Origin of the sequence: Salegentibacter sp. BLCTC (assembly GCF_015143665.1) — a bacterium.
Classification (GTDB): Bacteria; Bacteroidota; Bacteroidia; order Flavobacteriales; family Flavobacteriaceae; genus Salegentibacter; species Salegentibacter maritimus.
Genome location: NZ_WYEW01000014.1, coordinates 72,667 through 88,878, shown reverse-complemented (window position 1 = coordinate 88,878; position 16,212 = coordinate 72,667). Strand labels below are relative to the sequence as shown.

Annotated in this window: 17 protein-coding genes; 3 read left to right on the top strand and 14 right to left on the bottom strand. The window is 36.4% G+C overall.

Features of this window, described 5'->3' with window-relative positions:
* Nucleotides 1–439: 439 nt before the first annotated feature.
* From GUB10_RS15220 to GUB10_RS15200, 5 genes are all read right to left on the bottom strand, one after another.
* Nucleotides 440–637 (bottom strand): hypothetical protein, encoded by a 198-nt coding sequence (locus GUB10_RS15220; protein WP_193712320.1) that lies wholly within the window; start codon nucleotides 635–637, stop codon nucleotides 440–442.
* A 268-nt stretch (nucleotides 638–905) separates the two neighbouring features.
* A complete protein-coding gene (locus GUB10_RS15215; protein ID WP_193712319.1) occupies nucleotides 906–1,988 on the bottom strand; it encodes a glycosyltransferase family 9 protein in 1,083 nt (360 codons plus the stop codon).
* 171 nt (nucleotides 1,989–2,159) lie between these two features.
* The gene (locus GUB10_RS15210; protein WP_193712318.1) at nucleotides 2,160–2,765 is read right to left on the bottom strand and encodes a DUF4254 domain-containing protein; all 606 of its coding nucleotides are present in this window, start codon (nucleotides 2,763–2,765) and stop codon (nucleotides 2,160–2,162) included.
* Nucleotides 2,766–2,978: 213 nt separating this feature from the next.
* Entirely contained in the window at nucleotides 2,979–3,086 is a 108-nt protein-coding gene (locus GUB10_RS16195; RefSeq protein ID WP_317192025.1) for a hypothetical protein, read from the bottom strand.
* A 305-nt stretch (nucleotides 3,087–3,391) separates the two neighbouring features.
* Complete coding sequence (locus GUB10_RS15200) at nucleotides 3,392–4,315, bottom strand: DUF6427 family protein (protein ID WP_193712317.1); 924 nt, start codon at nucleotides 4,313–4,315, stop codon at nucleotides 3,392–3,394.
* A 111-nt stretch (nucleotides 4,316–4,426) separates the two neighbouring features.
* On the opposite strand from GUB10_RS15200, the gene GUB10_RS15195 reads away from it, so the two are divergent.
* Nucleotides 4,427–4,660, top strand: a complete 234-nt coding sequence (locus GUB10_RS15195) for a uracil phosphoribosyltransferase (protein WP_193712316.1) — start codon at nucleotides 4,427–4,429, stop codon at nucleotides 4,658–4,660.
* Here the strand turns inward: GUB10_RS15195 and purD are convergent.
* Entirely contained in the window at nucleotides 4,652–5,926 is a 1,275-nt protein-coding gene (purD, locus tag GUB10_RS15190; RefSeq protein ID WP_193712315.1) for a phosphoribosylamine--glycine ligase, read from the bottom strand. The two genes, GUB10_RS15195 and purD, sit on opposite strands and share 9 nt — an antisense overlap.
* Before the next feature lie 86 nt (nucleotides 5,927–6,012).
* Here purD and GUB10_RS15185 point away from each other — a divergent pair, with 86 nt between their 5' ends.
* The gene (locus tag GUB10_RS15185; protein ID WP_193712314.1) at nucleotides 6,013–7,320 is read left to right on the top strand and encodes a phenylacetate--CoA ligase family protein; all 1,308 of its coding nucleotides are present in this window, start codon (nucleotides 6,013–6,015) and stop codon (nucleotides 7,318–7,320) included.
* An 82-nt stretch (nucleotides 7,321–7,402) separates the two neighbouring features.
* On the opposite strand, the gene GUB10_RS15180 is transcribed toward GUB10_RS15185, so the two are convergent.
* The 7 genes from GUB10_RS15180 to GUB10_RS15150 all read right to left on the bottom strand — a co-directional run bounded on the left by GUB10_RS15180 (nucleotide 7,403) and on the right by GUB10_RS15150 (nucleotide 14,733).
* Nucleotides 7,403–8,176, bottom strand: coding sequence for a glycosyltransferase family 2 protein (locus tag GUB10_RS15180; RefSeq protein ID WP_193712313.1), 774 nt, complete (start codon nucleotides 8,174–8,176; stop codon nucleotides 7,403–7,405).
* An 8-nt stretch (nucleotides 8,177–8,184) separates the two neighbouring features.
* Nucleotides 8,185–9,174 carry a UDP-glucuronic acid decarboxylase family protein gene (locus GUB10_RS15175; protein WP_193712312.1) on the bottom strand — a complete coding sequence of 330 codons (990 nt, stop codon included), beginning with the start codon at nucleotides 9,172–9,174 and terminating at the stop codon, nucleotides 8,185–8,187.
* A 41-nt stretch (nucleotides 9,175–9,215) separates the two neighbouring features.
* Nucleotides 9,216–10,064 (bottom strand): dTDP-4-dehydrorhamnose reductase, encoded by an 849-nt coding sequence (gene rfbD, locus GUB10_RS15170; RefSeq protein ID WP_193712311.1) that lies wholly within the window; start codon nucleotides 10,062–10,064, stop codon nucleotides 9,216–9,218.
* Complete coding sequence (rfbC, locus tag GUB10_RS15165) at nucleotides 10,064–10,606, bottom strand: dTDP-4-dehydrorhamnose 3,5-epimerase (RefSeq protein WP_193712310.1); 543 nt, start codon at nucleotides 10,604–10,606, stop codon at nucleotides 10,064–10,066. The genes rfbD and rfbC overlap by 1 nt, the downstream gene beginning before the upstream one ends.
* Nucleotides 10,607–10,609: 3 nt before the next feature.
* Complete coding sequence (locus GUB10_RS15160) at nucleotides 10,610–12,292, bottom strand: hypothetical protein (RefSeq protein WP_193712309.1); 1,683 nt, start codon at nucleotides 12,290–12,292, stop codon at nucleotides 10,610–10,612.
* A gap of 3 nt (nucleotides 12,293–12,295) precedes the next feature.
* Nucleotides 12,296–13,795, bottom strand: a complete 1,500-nt coding sequence (locus GUB10_RS15155) for a GH3 auxin-responsive promoter family protein (RefSeq protein WP_193712308.1) — start codon at nucleotides 13,793–13,795, stop codon at nucleotides 12,296–12,298.
* Nucleotides 13,796–13,866: 71 nt separating this feature from the next.
* On the bottom strand, nucleotides 13,867–14,733 hold the full coding sequence (locus GUB10_RS15150) for a M23 family metallopeptidase (protein ID WP_193712307.1): 867 nt from the start codon (nucleotides 14,731–14,733) through the stop codon (nucleotides 13,867–13,869).
* A gap of 204 nt (nucleotides 14,734–14,937) precedes the next feature.
* Between GUB10_RS15150 and tatA the strand changes: the two genes are divergently transcribed.
* The gene (tatA, locus tag GUB10_RS15145) at nucleotides 14,938–15,150 is read left to right on the top strand and encodes a twin-arginine translocase TatA/TatE family subunit (RefSeq protein ID WP_193712306.1); all 213 of its coding nucleotides are present in this window, start codon (nucleotides 14,938–14,940) and stop codon (nucleotides 15,148–15,150) included.
* A gap of 68 nt (nucleotides 15,151–15,218) precedes the next feature.
* Here tatA and GUB10_RS15140 read toward each other — a convergent pair whose 3' ends face one another.
* On the bottom strand, nucleotides 15,219–16,199 hold the full coding sequence (locus GUB10_RS15140) for a DUF4837 family protein (protein WP_193712305.1): 981 nt from the start codon (nucleotides 16,197–16,199) through the stop codon (nucleotides 15,219–15,221).
* Nucleotides 16,200–16,212 lie beyond the last annotated feature (13 nt).

The window sequence follows — 16,212 nt, the reverse complement described above, 5'->3', positions numbered from 1 at the left end:
TAACCGAACTGCTTGCTCCTTTAATTCAGGACTGTAATAGCGTTTTTTCATGTTTCTAAGATATTTGTTTTGTAACAAACAGTCTTAAATTTTATGTCCGAATAAAGGTAGCAACTCCAAATACTTTCGTTTTAAACTTTGAGGTGAATTTTCTTCGTGTCATAATACAGTAAAATTAAGGTTATTTTTGAACTTAACTTACTGTCCTAATTCTTGGGGGATGATCAGATGATGTACTCTAAAAGACAGAAAGTCTCATTTTTTGTTACAGTTTCTAGTCTAAATCACACCAAACTAATTAAACTATAATGCAAGGCGTTGCCATTAGATCGCCAGGGTTTAAAAACTCATTTACTTTCTTAAATTTCTAGTGCATACTCGGCTTTCATAACAAAATAACTATTCAATTTCGTTTGCTAAAGACTCAACTTCTATGTTATTAAAAACCTGTCCAGATACCATCCAACATTAAAGTTTCTCCAGTAGAAATTTCCCTAAATGTCGCTAAAAAACTTGCCTCATTTTTTCTGAGAAAAACAGTATAATTAGAAGTTAGTGTACTTTTTTGGTTAAGATTATAAATGCTTTCTATATCATAAGAAAAAGGAAAAGACAACTCTTCTTGAGCTAAAGGCATTTTAATTTTACTATTTAAGTAACTAAACTCTTCAGATAATAAGCTTAACTCTTTTAGGATAGGGACTTGAATTTCGGAAAACTCAATTTCCGTAAATATTAAAGAGTCATTAAATTTAAATTTTGAGCTGCCTCGTAAATTTTCTATTATAATGAAGGTCAACGCCAATCTATCCCAATTCTACCCGGTTTGTAGTAAAAAATAGTTACAACCTGCTTGTAATTGAAAATAAACCAGACTGTTTTTTAATAGCTTACTTTAATACATTTTAAAATAAAACCTCATCAATTTTCTTTAAAACACTTTTAGAAGGAATGCTACGAATGGCCTTTTCATAACCTTCTGGAAATTTATTCCCGTAAACGGAAGTTGGAATCTTTGGGAATTTCTCCAAATCAGGAAGTAAACTATTTTCGGGGGCTTGGTTAAAGGGGGCAAAACCGGCATAGGGATGTGTTACGCCCCAAAGGCTAATAACCGGAATTCCATACATCGCAGCCATATGGGCATTTCCGCTATCCATAGCAAGCATAGCATCAAGATTGGTAATAAGTGCCAATTCTTCGGCCAAAGTTAATTTGCCGGCAATACTAAGGGTATTTTTAAATTTTTTGGCCCAGCTTTCCAATTTTTCCTCTTCTGCAGCCCCACCACCAAATAATAAAACCTTGATTTTTGAATTTTCACTTAGTTCTCTTAAAACCTCTTCCATTAAATCGGTCGGATAGGCTTTTGATGCATGTTGTGCAAAAGGGGCTATTCCCAACCACTTTTTAGAATCGTTGCCCAGCAGCTTCCTTATTTTTTCTGAAAGCTTTTTCTTTTCCGGAAATTGATGTTGCTTTAGATCTAAAGGATAGCCCAAAGCTTCAAATACATCGGCATAGCGTTGTATGGTGGGTTTTAATTGTTTAAATACCTTATTGTTTTCGCGGGTAAGTGCTTTCTTTTCGCTTCGGCCTTTATCAATTTGCTTCACTGGGATTCCAAACAAATAGAACACAGATTTCAGCACATTGCTTCGTAAAACATTATGCAAATCGGCTACTTTATCAATTCCGGAATCCCTAAGTTCTTTTGCCAGCCGGGCCAATCCAATCACCCCACTATGCACTCCTTTAATATCGGCTTTATAAACCGAAACCCCGGGGATTCCTTCAAACATTGGTTTAAAAAAGCCCCGGGTTAAAACGCTAATTTTTAAATTGGGATACGTGGCTGTTAAAACTCGCAAAACGGGCACGGTCATCGCTACATCGCCCATAGCCGATAAACGAATCACCAGAATATGCGCTGCTTCGTTTGAAGAAACGGAAGAAAAGTCTTTAGGATTTTGGTGATTTTCTGCCATTATTATCGAATGATTAAGAAGCTGTCTGAAAAGGTTTTAAAACCGTCATCTTGAATTTATTTCAAAATCTAAAGTGTTGGTAATTAAAAACATGTTAGAAGCTGAAACAAGTTCAGCTTGACGAGAATAGACTTTTCAAATAGCCTCCTTTGTTTTGGCCAATAAACTGGCTTATTTCCCTCTTAAAACAGGGTTTAACTCATCGTCGTTATACATTTTCATCTGTTTGTAGACTTTCATATATTTTCTCCCGGCGGCAATATCTTCCAGCAATTGGTTTATGGCCAAAGAAAGATCTACACGTTGCTCCAGTAGCACATCAAGCTTCGCTTTACACTTCATTTGGTGCTCTTGCGAGGCATCTTCCCGGTTAGCCTCTTCATCCATATGGTAAATTTTCAAAGCTAAAATAGAGAGCCTGTCTATGGCCCAGGCTGGACTTTCAGAGTTAATGGTAGCATTTTTTTCTGGCGTAACTTCTTTAAATTTTTCCAGAAAATAACTATCAATATATTCTACGGTGTCGGTACGGTCCTGGTTAGAAGCGTCTATTTGGCGCTTTAAGTCCAAAGCATCAACCGGATCTATATGTTTATCGCGAATAATATCTTCATAATGCCATTGTACAGTATCTATCCAACATTTTCTGTACAATAAATGTTCTATTAATTCATTTTCGCTATCGTAAGGATTATTAAATGGCTGATCCACGCTATCTTTTTCGTGGTATTTTGCTATTACTTCCTGAAAAATCTTATTTGCTTTATCTGAAAACATAAATTATTTTTTTTTCTAAAATGTGTAGATATTCTTTAGTGTTATTGGCTTTATGATTCCGGTTTTCGATTTTATCGGCTTTAAAGTGCCTATAATTTCTAGTGGCCAAATCATAATCTCCAAAACGGCTCATTATTTCTTTTATTTCTTCTGAAGGCATTAATCCCTCATTATTATAACCGAAAAATATATACCTAAACTTCGCTTGCGCTATCAAATTGTAAAATGATTCTTTTTACAATAATTAGAGCGATAATAAACCCGAAGTCTGGTTTTACCTCCAGGTGCAAAGGTATCATATTTTACAATGGTATATAAGATATGATAATTAGTACCATATTGTGTTTTGTAGGGTGGGTCTAAATATAGGATATACCCTAGCCCCTCAATCTCTCTTATCTATTGATTGGTATCTTCTTGAATAACCCTGTACAAATATGCTGTTATTTCAAAATCTGTTGGCTGCAGCTTTAATCCTTTTTATACTGATTCCTTTACCTATTAAAAAAATTTATACATCCAGGCCGTATTAGCCAACTTATCCAGGGAATTATATTGTTTCCGGAGACATCTATATTCGCATTGACGGCCTTTCTTATTTTACTTCTGGGTACCGGTAGATTCATTTAAAAAAGTAAGGGAATACACAATGGCATTAAGATAAGTAATGCCAGCAAGACTTCCCTAAATACTTTATCGCTTTTTTGATCAAAATAAATAGAAACAATAATACTAAGCGGTACAAAAAAGAAAATAAGCTCACTTCCATCTTTGGTGGGTGCAAAAATGGCTACCCCAACAGCTGTTAGCAAGCTAAGTAATACCAGGTTTAAAGAAGCTTTTACAGAGACACTTGCTTTATTCACTACCGAAAAGAATTGAACCAGTGACCAAAGCGCCAGGGCTAAAATTATACTTATTGGAATAAGGATTTTAGGATCCTGATAATTTGAATAGTCAAAATAATTCCACTGAAACCACTCTCCAAGCGTATAAAATTGATCGTAGGCTATAATATGAAAACTTTGGGTCAATAAAGTGACCGTTAGGGCTGCAATAGGCGGAATTAGCCAATTTTTAGCTTTAGGCAAATAATAGATAATTCCTGCGTAGACTACCACCAAAAACAAAATAGCCCAGAAATAAAAAAGGGAGGCGATACATATCCAAAAGGTAGCATCAAAGATTTTTCGTTGTACCACTTTTTTAGTTTGTAAACTAATAACCCTTCTCAAGGCAAAAAGCACACATAAATTTGCGAAAATAACCTGATGGTTCTTTAAAAGACTAAAAAAAGAAGCCGAAAATATCGCGAAAAATAAAATTTTATACGCACTACGTTGAGTAAGTTCGTTCTTTTTAGCGATAAAATTTAGTATAAAAACACTCAGAATAAGGCATACTAAAACTACAAATTTCTCCAGAAAAATAAGTAGCTCAAAATCTAAAAACCACGATCTAAAATTTGCGATCGTAAAAAACAGGATCAAAAAAAGAGTGATCACTATACCATTTACAGGTTTTGATTTACCAAAAAAGCTTGTTAGCATTGTGGTTTTTTATATTTTTGTATCCTTAAAGACAACAAAGTTAGTTATTGTAACGTCTACAGAGACATTTTAATATAACTTTGCAGTAAATTGAACTTAAATTCATTTAAAATGTTAACAGATATATTTGAAGGGATCGCCTACTTGTTTGAGGAGATATTATTTATTCCTTTTGACTTTTTTAGAGACCTGGAATTAGATTCCTGGTGGGCTGCTAATGCCCTAAACTTTATTTTCGTTATAATTTGCTTCGCGGCTATTGTTTATTGGATGAAACAGCTAAAACATTATAACGAAATTCAAGACGACGATTACGATCCAACTGCACACTCGTTTTTAGGATAAATCAAATCCAAGATCTTTTCTATAATACATCTTATCAAAATGTAGTTTAGCTGCATTTTGATAAGATTTTTTTAGTGCTTCTTTATAATCTTTCCCAAATGAAGTTACGGCAATAACCCGGCCACCACTAGTTACAACTTTACCTGATTCATTTTTTGTTCCGGCGTGAAATACAATAGAGCCCTCTACATTATCAAAACCGGTAATCTCTTTAGATTTTTCATAAGCTTCAGGATAGCCTCCAGATACTAACATGACTGTAGTTGCCGCACGTTCATCTACCTCTAAACTTGCTTCGTTTAGTTTTCCTTCAGAAAGCTTTTCAAAGATTTCAACGAGATCAGATTTTATTCTTGGTAATACCACTTCTGTTTCAGGATCTCCCATACGCACATTATATTCTATCACGTAAGGTTCATTGTTCACTTTTATAAGCCCTATAAAGATAAAGCCCTTATAATCTATATTTTCTTCCTGAAGTCCGTTTACAGTAGGTTTTACAATGCGCTCTTCAATCTTTTGCATCAAATCATCATCAACAAAAGGAACCGGCGAAATAGCACCCATTCCTCCGGTATTTAAACCGGTATCCCCTTCACCAATTCTTTTATAATCCTTGGCCGTTGGCATAATTTTATAGTTTTTACCATCGGTAAGAACAAAAACGCTTAATTCAATACCGTCTAAAAACTCCTCAATCACTACTTTCTCGCTTGCGGCTCCAAATTTATTATCGGCCAGCATATTTTGGAGTTCCTGTTTGGCTTCTTCAAGCTCGTTTAAAATTAAAACCCCTTTTCCGCCCGCAAGGCCATCAGCTTTTAAAACATAGGGTGGTTTTAAAGTTTCCAGAAACTTTTTTCCTGCTTCCAGGCTTTCTTTGGTAAAACTCTCATAGGAGGCGGTAGGTATTTTATGCATGGCCATAAACTCTTTGGCACGTTCCTTACTTCCTTCCAAAAGGGCACCACGCTTAGAGGGACCAATCACTTTAACCTGTTTTAAAGCAGAGTCTTCTGCAAAAAAATCGGTAATACCTGCAACCAGTGAATCTTCAGGACCTACCACCAGCATTTCGATTTTTTCCTGAAGCACAAAGTCTTTAATTGCTTCAAAATTGGTTACTTTAAGATCTATATTCTTAGCTATCTCGGCGGTTCCTGCGTTCCCCGGAGCTACAAAAAGCTGAGAACAATTTGGGCTCTGTGCCAATTTATATGCAAAAGTGTGTTCGCGCCCGCCCGCGCCTAGAATTAATATTTTCATCCTGAAGTGATTTTAGTTATGGCATCAAAAATAATTGTTTGTAAATTGAAGCACCAATTATTTTTGATAAAAAAGATTTTTTGCCCTTGGACTGGTTTAAACTTTCTCTACAATTGAATAAATTCCCCATAGACCGGGCACAAAAAATATTGGAAAAAATACAAGCTATCCCCGAAGAACACTACGAAACTTATCTTTTAGAAAAGCAACGGGAAATTGTTGATTATCACTTAAAAAACAATAGCTTTTATAAAGATTTTTTTGGAAGAGAGAGTTTTTCTACCTGGGAGAACGTACCGGTAATGACCAAAACCGATTTGCAACAAAAATTAGAAAACCGACTTACTAAAGGCTTTACAAAATATACAGCATATATTGGTAAAACCTCCGGTAGTAGTGGGACGCCCTTTATTTTTGCCAAAGATAAGTTTACCCATGCCTTGAGTTGGGCAGGGTTTCAAAACAGGTATCAGTGGCACGGTATAGACCTCAACAAATCTTTGCAGGCCAGGTTTTACGGTATTCCCTTAGATTTATACGGAAACATTCAGGAGCGCATTAAAGACCGAATTAGTTTACGGCGCAGATTTCCCATATTTGATCTTAGTGAACAAAAAATGGAGAAATTTTTAAAGCGATTTCAAAAGTCAAATTTTAGCTATATTAATGGTTATACCAGTGCTGTATTGCTTTTTGCCAGGTTTATGGTAACGAAGAACCTGGTTTTAAAAGAGGTTTGTCCAAACCTAAAGCTCTGTATAGTAACCTCTGAATGCTTGTTTAAAAAAGACAGGGAATTAATGCAAGCCGCATTTGGGGTTCCGGTAGTAAACGAATATGGTGCCAGTGAAGTAGGCCTTATTGCTTTTGAAGACCAGAACAACGAATGGATTGTGAATTCTGAAGATTTATTTGTGGAAATACTTGATGAAGAAAATAAATCGGTGCCTTCAGGGACCGAAGGAAACATAGTAATTACCTCACTTTACAACAAAGCGCATCCCATTATTCGCTATAAAATTGGAGATACAGGCATACTTTCGGGTAAAAGCACAGCAAAAAAGCCAATTTTAGAAAAATTAATTGGCCGAACCAACGATATCGCCAAACTCCCTAATGGCAAAGTGGTACCGGGACTCACCTTTTATTATGTAACAAAAAGCATTATTGAAGATACCGGAAACATCAAAGAATTTATCATAAAACAAATTACCCCCGATTCTTTTAGCATTGAATATGTGAGCCAGGAAGATTTTTCCCAGGATCAGCAGCAAAAAGTAATACAGGCTATTGAAACCTACGTAGGCAAAAACCTTCAGGTAAATTTTGAGCGAAAAAGTACCCTGAAGCGAAATAAAAGCGGGAAATTAAAACAGTTTATTTCAGAATTGTAATTTTTACCGCCACGAATTCAACTATTTTTCTAAAAAATGCCCTAAAATAATCCTGACAGCTTTCAGGACTGGAAGGTGTACATCATTTAAGCTTCTTTACTTGTTTAGTTTTTACAAAAAAATGCTCTTTTAAAAATACCAGCATACAAAAACTGCTTTTAAAAAAATTGTAACCTAATACTTTATGGTAGATATAAAAATTATATTTCAGCATTTGTGGTTTGTTCCCGGAAATAGATCCTTTTCTTACCCGGTATTTCGCTAAACACTGTTGAATTCCCATAGCCCGGCCAGATCGTTTAACCGCTTCCAGCCAAAGTGCCCAATCCTGTCTTTTTCTAATTTCGGGAGCATAAATTTTCCCTAACTTTTTAACATTGTAAATTCCGGTAAGATTGCCCAGGTAATTTGATTTTAGCAATTTTTGATAACTTAAAACAGGAAGGGCCTCAATTATTTTATTTAATGAGTTTCCGCCTTCATCTATTTGCAAATAACTGGAGAAACAAACCAGTGTATCCTTCTGTTGCATTACTCTAAGCTGTATTTCCAGCTTTTTTGGTTTCCATTGGTCATCTGCATCCAAAAAGGCAATAAAATCTCCCTGCGCAGCTTTAATGCCTCTATTTCTACTTATTCCGGTACCTAAATTTTGTTGATTTCGAAATATTTTAATTCGGGGGTCTTGCTTTGCCAGCGTTTCAATTTTAGAAAAAGTGGTATCGGTAGAAGCATCGTCTACAATAAACAATTCCCAATTAGAATAGGTTTGAGAAATAACCGACGCTACGGCGGTTTCAATAAAATTTTCCGCATTAAAGGCAGGCATAATTATTGAAACCAGGGGATTTTTCATACTTGAATTTAACGTCTTATATGTCCTGAAAAATCTTTGTGTTCGCTTTTCTCGAGCTCTTCAGCACTAAGGCTTTTAAAATAATTATAGGTAATTTTCATTCCCTCGCTTCTGGCAACTTTTGGTTCCCAGCCTAAAATCTCTTTCGCTTTGCTAATATCGGGCTGTCTTTTTAGTGGGTCGTCTTCGGGCAATTCCTTATATACAATTTGTTGGTTAGTACCGGTAAGCTTTAGAATTTCTTCTGCAAAATCTTTAATGGTAATTTCATCAGGGTTTCCAATATTCACCGGATCGGAATAATCGCTTAGCAGCAATCTATAAATTCCTTCAACTTGATCGTCTACATAGCAAAAAGAACGTGTTTGCAAGCCATCACCAAAAATAGTGAGATCTTCACCGCGAAGCGCCTGGCCAATAAACGCGGGAATTACCCGCCCATCGTTTAAACGCATCCTGGGGCCGTAGGTATTAAAAATCCTCGCAATTCTGGTTTCCAAACCGTGAAAACGATGATAAGCCATGGTAATAGATTCCTGGAAACGCTTTGCTTCATCATATACTCCACGTGGGCCAATGGTATTTACATTTCCGTAATATGTTTCACTTTGGGGATGCACCTGGGGATCGCCATAAACTTCAGAAGTAGAGGCAATGAGAATACGGGCATTTTTTTCCTTAGCCAAACCAAGGCAATGCCAGGTTCCCACCGAACCTACTTTTAAGGTTTGAATTGGAATCTTTAGATAATCTATTGGGCTGGCAGGAGAAGCAAAATGCAGAATATAATCTAATTCGCCGGGCACATGAACAAATTTGGTAATATCGTGATGGAAAAACTCAAAATTATCCAGCTTAAAAAGATGCTCAATATTCTTAAGATCTCCGGTAATAAGGTTATCCATTCCAATTACATGGTAGCCCTCTTTTATAAATCTGTCGCATAAATGGGAGCCTAAAAAGCCTGCCGCGCCGGTTATAAGTATTCTTTTCGCCATTTGATAAGATTTAAGTTCAAATTAATGAAATTCTAGCAGATTTATATCTTAATTAGGTTTTTAAGACTCACTTTCCAGTCTAAAATAGGTTTTGAAAACACTTGTTGCAATTTTGTTTTATCCAACACACTATAATCAGGCCTTGCGGCTATGGTTTTAAAATTATTGCTCTTGTTTAAAACTATTTCTTCTGAATTTCCTGTAAGTTCCAAAATTTCTTTTGCAAAATCGTACCAGGTAGCCTGTCCCAAATTGCTAAAGTGATATAACCCGAAGTTTTTATTTTCTGAAGCGATTATCTCCACTACGAACCCTGCCAAATCATTTGCATTTGTTGGGGTTCCGGTTTGGGAAGTAGTGATATTAAGCTCGGCCTTTTCGTCTATTTTTCTACCTATGGTTTTATAAAAATTATGCCCAAATTCTGAATACAACCAGGAAGTCCTAAAAATAAAATGCTCTTTTAAGGTTTTAGCAATTAAAATCTCTCCCTTTAGTTTGGAAGCCCCGTAAACATTAATGGGATTGGTTTTATCTGTTTCCTTATAAGGCTTTTCAGCTTTACCATCGAACACATAATCGGTAGAAAAATGAACCAGCTTTGCCTGGTTAGCTACACAAAGCTCAGCCAGGTTCTTAGAAGCTTCAGCATTAATTTTAAAGGCTTTTTCTTCTTCGGCTTCGGCTTTTTCAACATTGGTGTAAGCGGCGCAGTTAATTACCCAATGGGGTTTAACTTCAGCAAATAGCTTAACTAATTTAGATTTATCGGTAATATCGGCTTCCGAAGAAGATTTAAATATAAAGTTACATTCAGTATAATCTCCCGAAACCTTTTTAAAACAAGCTCCTAATTGACCATTGGCACCGGTTATGAGAATATTCTTCATTAAAAAACCTCTTTTAAAAACGGCTGTTTTAAATCTTTATCTGAAATAATCATTTCTTCCTCCGGAAATTCCCAATCTATCGCCAAATCGGGATCTTTATAAATAATCCCGGCCTCAGAACCCGGCGTATAATATTCATCGCATTTATAAGCAAAAACCGAAGTATCTGAAAGAGTTATAAAACCGTGACCAAAGCCTTTGGGGATATAGAGTTGATATAAATTCTCGTGATCCAAAATAATTTTAAAGCTCTGTTTAAAAGTGGGGGATTCTGGCCTTAAATCTACTACCACATCCAAAACTTTCCCATAAATTACACGAACCAATTTGGTTTGGGCAAATTCCCCGGTTTGGTAATGTATTCCGCGTAAAACGCCTTTTTTGGAAATAGATTGATTATCCTGAACAAACTCCTTTTCTATCCCGGTTAATTCTATAAACTTTTTTTTGTGGTAACTTTCTAAAAAGAGTCCTCTTTTATCCCTAAAAATTTCGGGTTTTATGATAAAACAGTCTTTTAAAGTCGTTTCTTCAATTTTCATAAATTAGGATTTAAAGATTTGCTCAAGAATCTTTTCGGTGATTAAATAAGTGGGCTTTACACCTGTGGTTCCCAATCCTCCTGAAGCTAAGGTACTACCGGTTTCTAAAGGATTATCTGAAGCATAATAAGCATATCTCACCTTTACATCGTTACGAATACTACCCCGTAATTTCGAAGCCGCCTGAATGGCTTTTTGATAGTGGGCCCCCTCCATTTCCAATCCGCTTACGTTCCAGGTAGAATCGTGGAAAAATTTAAGGATATCCCTGTTTTGAAGAGAGGTACCCAAAACGGTAATCATTGCACCATCTACAACCGCAATATTGTTCTCTTCAAGATCGGTACGACTAAGTTCGTTTTTAAACGGGTAGTTATCTGCAGTACCTTCAAACAAATGGGCAGAAGGAATCATAATATCGCCTTTTCCACCTTCTAGAATCCCGGCTTTTCCCATAATTGAGATAGACTCTACATTCATTTTAATCTCGTTGCCTTCAAAATTATAAGGTTTCAGCAACTCATCCATGGTTTCATAAGCCTGCTCTCCAAAGGCATAATCCATCACAATAATAACCGGTGCTTCTTCTTCAGTTTTGATATCCCACGAGCCGTATTTCCCATTTAATTTAGCGGTATCAAAGATTTGCACGTCAATATTGGTTCCGCTCTTGTCTTCCAAAAAGCTCATGCCAGTCTCTAAAGCAGCCTTCATAACTTTACTTCGCAAATTACCATTGGCACTATCGCTAAGGGCTTCATAAATTTCCAGCGGCTTTTTCTTTTTAAGCTCTGTTTTTAAGGCCGAAGGAGTGTAAAGCGTGTTCATAACACTATGCATATTTGCACTAATAATGTGCAATGGGCGGTGCATTAAATTCTCTTTTATAAGATGCTGTTTAATATTATCGGCCCAAATCTCTCCGTGAATATGATGCCCTAAACGCTCTCGCAATACAGGGCTAAAAGTTATAATTCGCTTATTGTTATTAACGGTTTCGGCAATAGCGAGTTTTCCTAACCAGTAAATTATATTTAAAAAGCGTTCTGTATTTCCCGGAAGGGAGAATTTTGGATAGATTTCCTGGACTTCATAAAAAGTTCTACCTAAAATATTTGCGGTATGGGTTAACGCAATTTCCCGTTCTGTTTGGTCTAGAGGCTCTCCCTGTAGCACCGCCTTTTCCAGCTTTTGCCAGTCTCGGGTAACACTGCCTTCTTCATCTATAATTACGCGACGCATTATTTTATGAGATTCTATAAAAAGAAAAGTAAGGTGCGTAAGAATATCATAAATTTCAGAACGGCCGCGGGTTATTTCAATATTCATTTGCTCATCATCTATCCTGTAGCAGTTACGCCGGCGTTTAGGAGGAACAATGGGCTTAAAATGCGAATTACCATAACCTTCATCACTGGTAAGGTTTATAAACCTACACTCTTCAATTCCTTTTGGCAAACGGTCTATCACGTAAAGCAATCCGCTTAACTCAGCTTTATCATCGGCAATAGAACCGTAAATTTCGGGGCGAAGAATAAGTAAAGATTCCCTTAAAGTTTCACCGGAAACGCCCATAGGTTTATAAAAACCGCGATTAAAAAGATGACGCATGGTTATATACATACGTTCTATAGCGTGTGTACTTTCTTGAGCACGGGTACGGCCCAGTAATTTAAGATTTATCATTTTTTATGCTTTTATAATTTTTTCCAGGACTTCGGCGATTTTACGATCGTTGGCCAGGCGCGGCAATTTATTTTGTCCGCCAAGTTTGCCAATAGACTTCATATACTGCTGAAAACCATTCTGTGGAACTTTTGTTATTTTTAATGGCTGAAGAATCTTCCCTTCTATGAGATCAAAATAATAAGAATTTTGCTGTTGAAGGCTTTTATCCAGGATTTCTCTGAATTTCAACAAATCTTCAGGCTCTTTTTCAAACTCTATAAACCATTCGTGATAAGGCAATTCCTTAGCTTCGGGGGTAATTTGCGGGGCTACCGTAAACTCACTTATTTGGGCATTTGTAGCTAAAGTAGCTTCCTGAATCGCTTCTTCAACCTCTTTGGCAATCACGTGTTCCCCAAAAGCCGAAATAAAATGTTTTATTCTTCCCGAAACAATAACCCGGTAGGGTTTAGTACTGGTAAATTGTACCGTATCGCCAATATTATAGGCCCAAAGACCGGCATTGGTAGAAACCAGCATCACGTAATTAACGCCTGTCTTCACTTCGCCTATACTAAGCCTTTTAGGGTTTTCGTCAAAAAATTCATCGGCTTTTATAAACTCGTAGAACATTCCCGAATTGAGCTGCAGCAACATTCCTTTTTCGCTTTGTTTATCCTGAAAAGCAAAAAATCCTTCTGAAGCGGGATATAGCTCTATGCTATCTACCTTTCTCCCAATAAGCTTTTCAAATTTAGAGCGATAAGGTTCATAATTTACCCCGCCATAAATAAACAGGTCAAAATTGGGAAACAACTCTCCTACTTTTTTTCCGGTTTTCTGCTGAAGTCTTTCAAAATACATTTGTACCCAGGATGGAATACCGCTAATTACGCTCATATTCTCGTTCCTGGTTTCTTCTACAATAGCATCAACTTTCTTTTCCCAATCATCTATACAGTTAGTTTCCCAACTTGGCATTCGGTTTTTCTGAAGGTAGGAAGGTACGTAATGCGCTACTATGCCTGACAAACGACCTAGTTTCACCCCATTTTTCTCTTGCATTTCGGGGCTTCCCTGAAGAAAGATCATTTTCCCGTCTACAAATTTAGCGTTTCCGGTTTCGGCGATATAACATAAAATTGCATTTCGGGCAGCATTAATATGCGAAGGCATAGAATCTTTGGTAAGCGGAATATATTTTGCACCGCTGGTGGTACCTGATGTTTTCGCATAATATAAAGGTTTGCCAGGCCATAAAATATCGGGTTCGCCCGCCACCATTTTATCTACATAAAAACGCAGTTCTTCATAATCACGAACCGGCACTTTTTTGGCAAAATCGCTATAAGATTTAATATTCTTAAAATCGTGATCTTTGCCAAATTTGGTGTCTTTGGCCTTCTCTATTAAATCCTGAAATATTTTTTCTTGGGTGGCCTCAGGTTTAGAAGCCCAATTATCTATTTGTTTGCGAATAGTTTTAGCGAAAATCTTGGCTCCAAACGATTTTAAAGACATAGGTTTTTTTAAAATTAAATGGCGTAATTCTACTTCTATAATAGACTTAGCATCACAAAGGTCGTGATTTATTAGTCAAAATCAATATAATCTGTAGGGTCTACAGGCACCGCTTCGTTCCAAAGTTCAAAATGCAAATGTGGGCCGGTAGTATATTCTCCGGTAGAACCGGCAGTGGCAATTACCTCTCCCCTTCTCACATTTTCGCCCTGTTCTTTAGACAAAGAAGCATTATGCTTGTATACAGACAGCAAACCGTATTCGTGTTTAATAATTATTACGTAACCGGTTTCTGTAGTCCATTCAGAAAAAATTACCCGGCCATCGGCTACAGACTTAACCGGTGTGTTTTTAGCCACCACAATATCTACGGCAAAATGCTTTTCTTTGGTATCATATTCTTCCGAAATTGTTCCTTTAACCGGTGGAAACAGGGAAAAATCTATATTATCTGTGGCCGATGGCAAAACATTGTATTTGTCTTCCTGTAAAACTTCTTCTCGCAATAGGGAATCGGCCCGGGATGGCTCTATGGGTTCAATCTCCTGCCCCATTATAGGGTTTTCTATAAGAGAATCTCTACTAAGACTGGAAGTATCGGCTTTCCCGGTTAGCACATCCTTTATGGAATTTAAATATTGATTATTAAGTTTTAAAACCTGCTGTAGGGAATCTGACTCATAAGCTAATTGAGATGCCTGTTGTTTTAACTCTGCAGAAGAATAGCCCGGTATATACTCTTTAAGCGGTGTAAAAGCTATAATATAGGTTGTGGCAGCAATAAGAATTATAGCACTTAGCGTAATGCTTACAAAAACATTCAGCCGGGTTAATTTAAAAGAAAGTTTCTCCTCAAATGTATCTTCATTTATTACAATCATACGATACTTATGAAGCAACTTCCTGGTTATTTTCTTTCTATTTTTTTTTTCGGTCATAATTCACGTACAAAGATAATTTAAGTGCATCAATCTTCTCTAAAAACTTATTTCAATCCTAAATATACTATTTACAGAAGCTTGTTTTTGACTTTAAGATGCTTAAAAATTAAGTTTTACCTTCAAGTATAACTTAAATTTAAGCTATAATAGCGTTGTAATTATTTAATTCTTGTTAAGTTTGTAATATCAAAATCATATATTATGAATGCATTTATTTTACCATTAGCCATTGGTGCCCCACAAATTATCTTAATTGTTGTGGTAATTTTGCTTCTTTTTGGAGGTCGAAAAATTCCTGAATTGATGAGAGGATTAGGTAGTGGAATTAAAGAATTTAAAGACGCTTCTAAAGATGAAGATGGCGAAAACAAAGTTCCTTCTGATGACAAAAATTTTTCTAACGAGAAAAAATAAACAAAGATCTACCTTATAAAAAAAGCCCGAACAATTTAGTTTGGGCTTTTTTATTGTTTTTTTATGCTCTATTCAATATCTGCAGATTGTAGAATAGCATCCAGCTCAAACATATTATCTCTTTTACCCCTTGAAGGTGAAAAAACAAATCCTTCTACCACTAAGAACCGATTGTTGGCTTCGTCTTTAATAGCATAATTTAAGAATGGGCCAGCCATAAATGCTCCTTTTACTTCCCAGGTTCCACGGGTTTCATAAGCAAATTTACCATCAATCTCGGTTTCGAATAGATAAGGTGCGTAGGCGGCCTCTGTTATCATATGGGTACCTTTGGTAGGCCCCGGAATATGGGCTTTTCCAATAGAATCACGCATTTTTATAATATTTCCAATAGTATTGGTATCGGCTTCAATTTGATTAATTGGCACCTCGTAGATAAGGATTTCCATATTCCCTTTTGGAATTTCCTTTCGTATCCACACAAAATTATCTTCTTCAAGTGCATATCGATAAGCTGATGGGAAATTGAGTGATAAACCAAACTTTTCTTCGAGCTTTCCATCCTTTTTTAGAGACTTGCCTATTCGGCGTTGTTTCTCTTTCATTTCAGTCTCCTTAAAGGCCGAAACTAATTTTTTAGAGCTTTCATTAATTACATGAATAAGTTCTTCTTCGTTTTCACCCGAGATGATTACCCCGGTTTGTGGGCGGGCATACAAATCTTTAACTATTCTGGCCTCAGCCTTATCGCCTTCCTGAACAGAGATAAAAGACCTATTTCTGCGTACAAAACCACTAAAAGTCTCTGGTGGAATTTGGCTTATAGAAAACATAGGCTCTTCTTGTGGAAGACCCTCTACGGCGGCTGCATAATTATCTCTTATAGCTTCACCAACCTTACCTTCCCAAAGTTCATTCTCTATAATTAAGGTGATTTGATTTATATTTCCCGAGGAATCTGATAAGATTCGTTCTTCTTTTTTATCTCCATTTTCATTACAGGAGATTAGAAAAACTACACTGAATAGAAGAAATAATGTTTTTTTCATTGTTTTTAGTTTG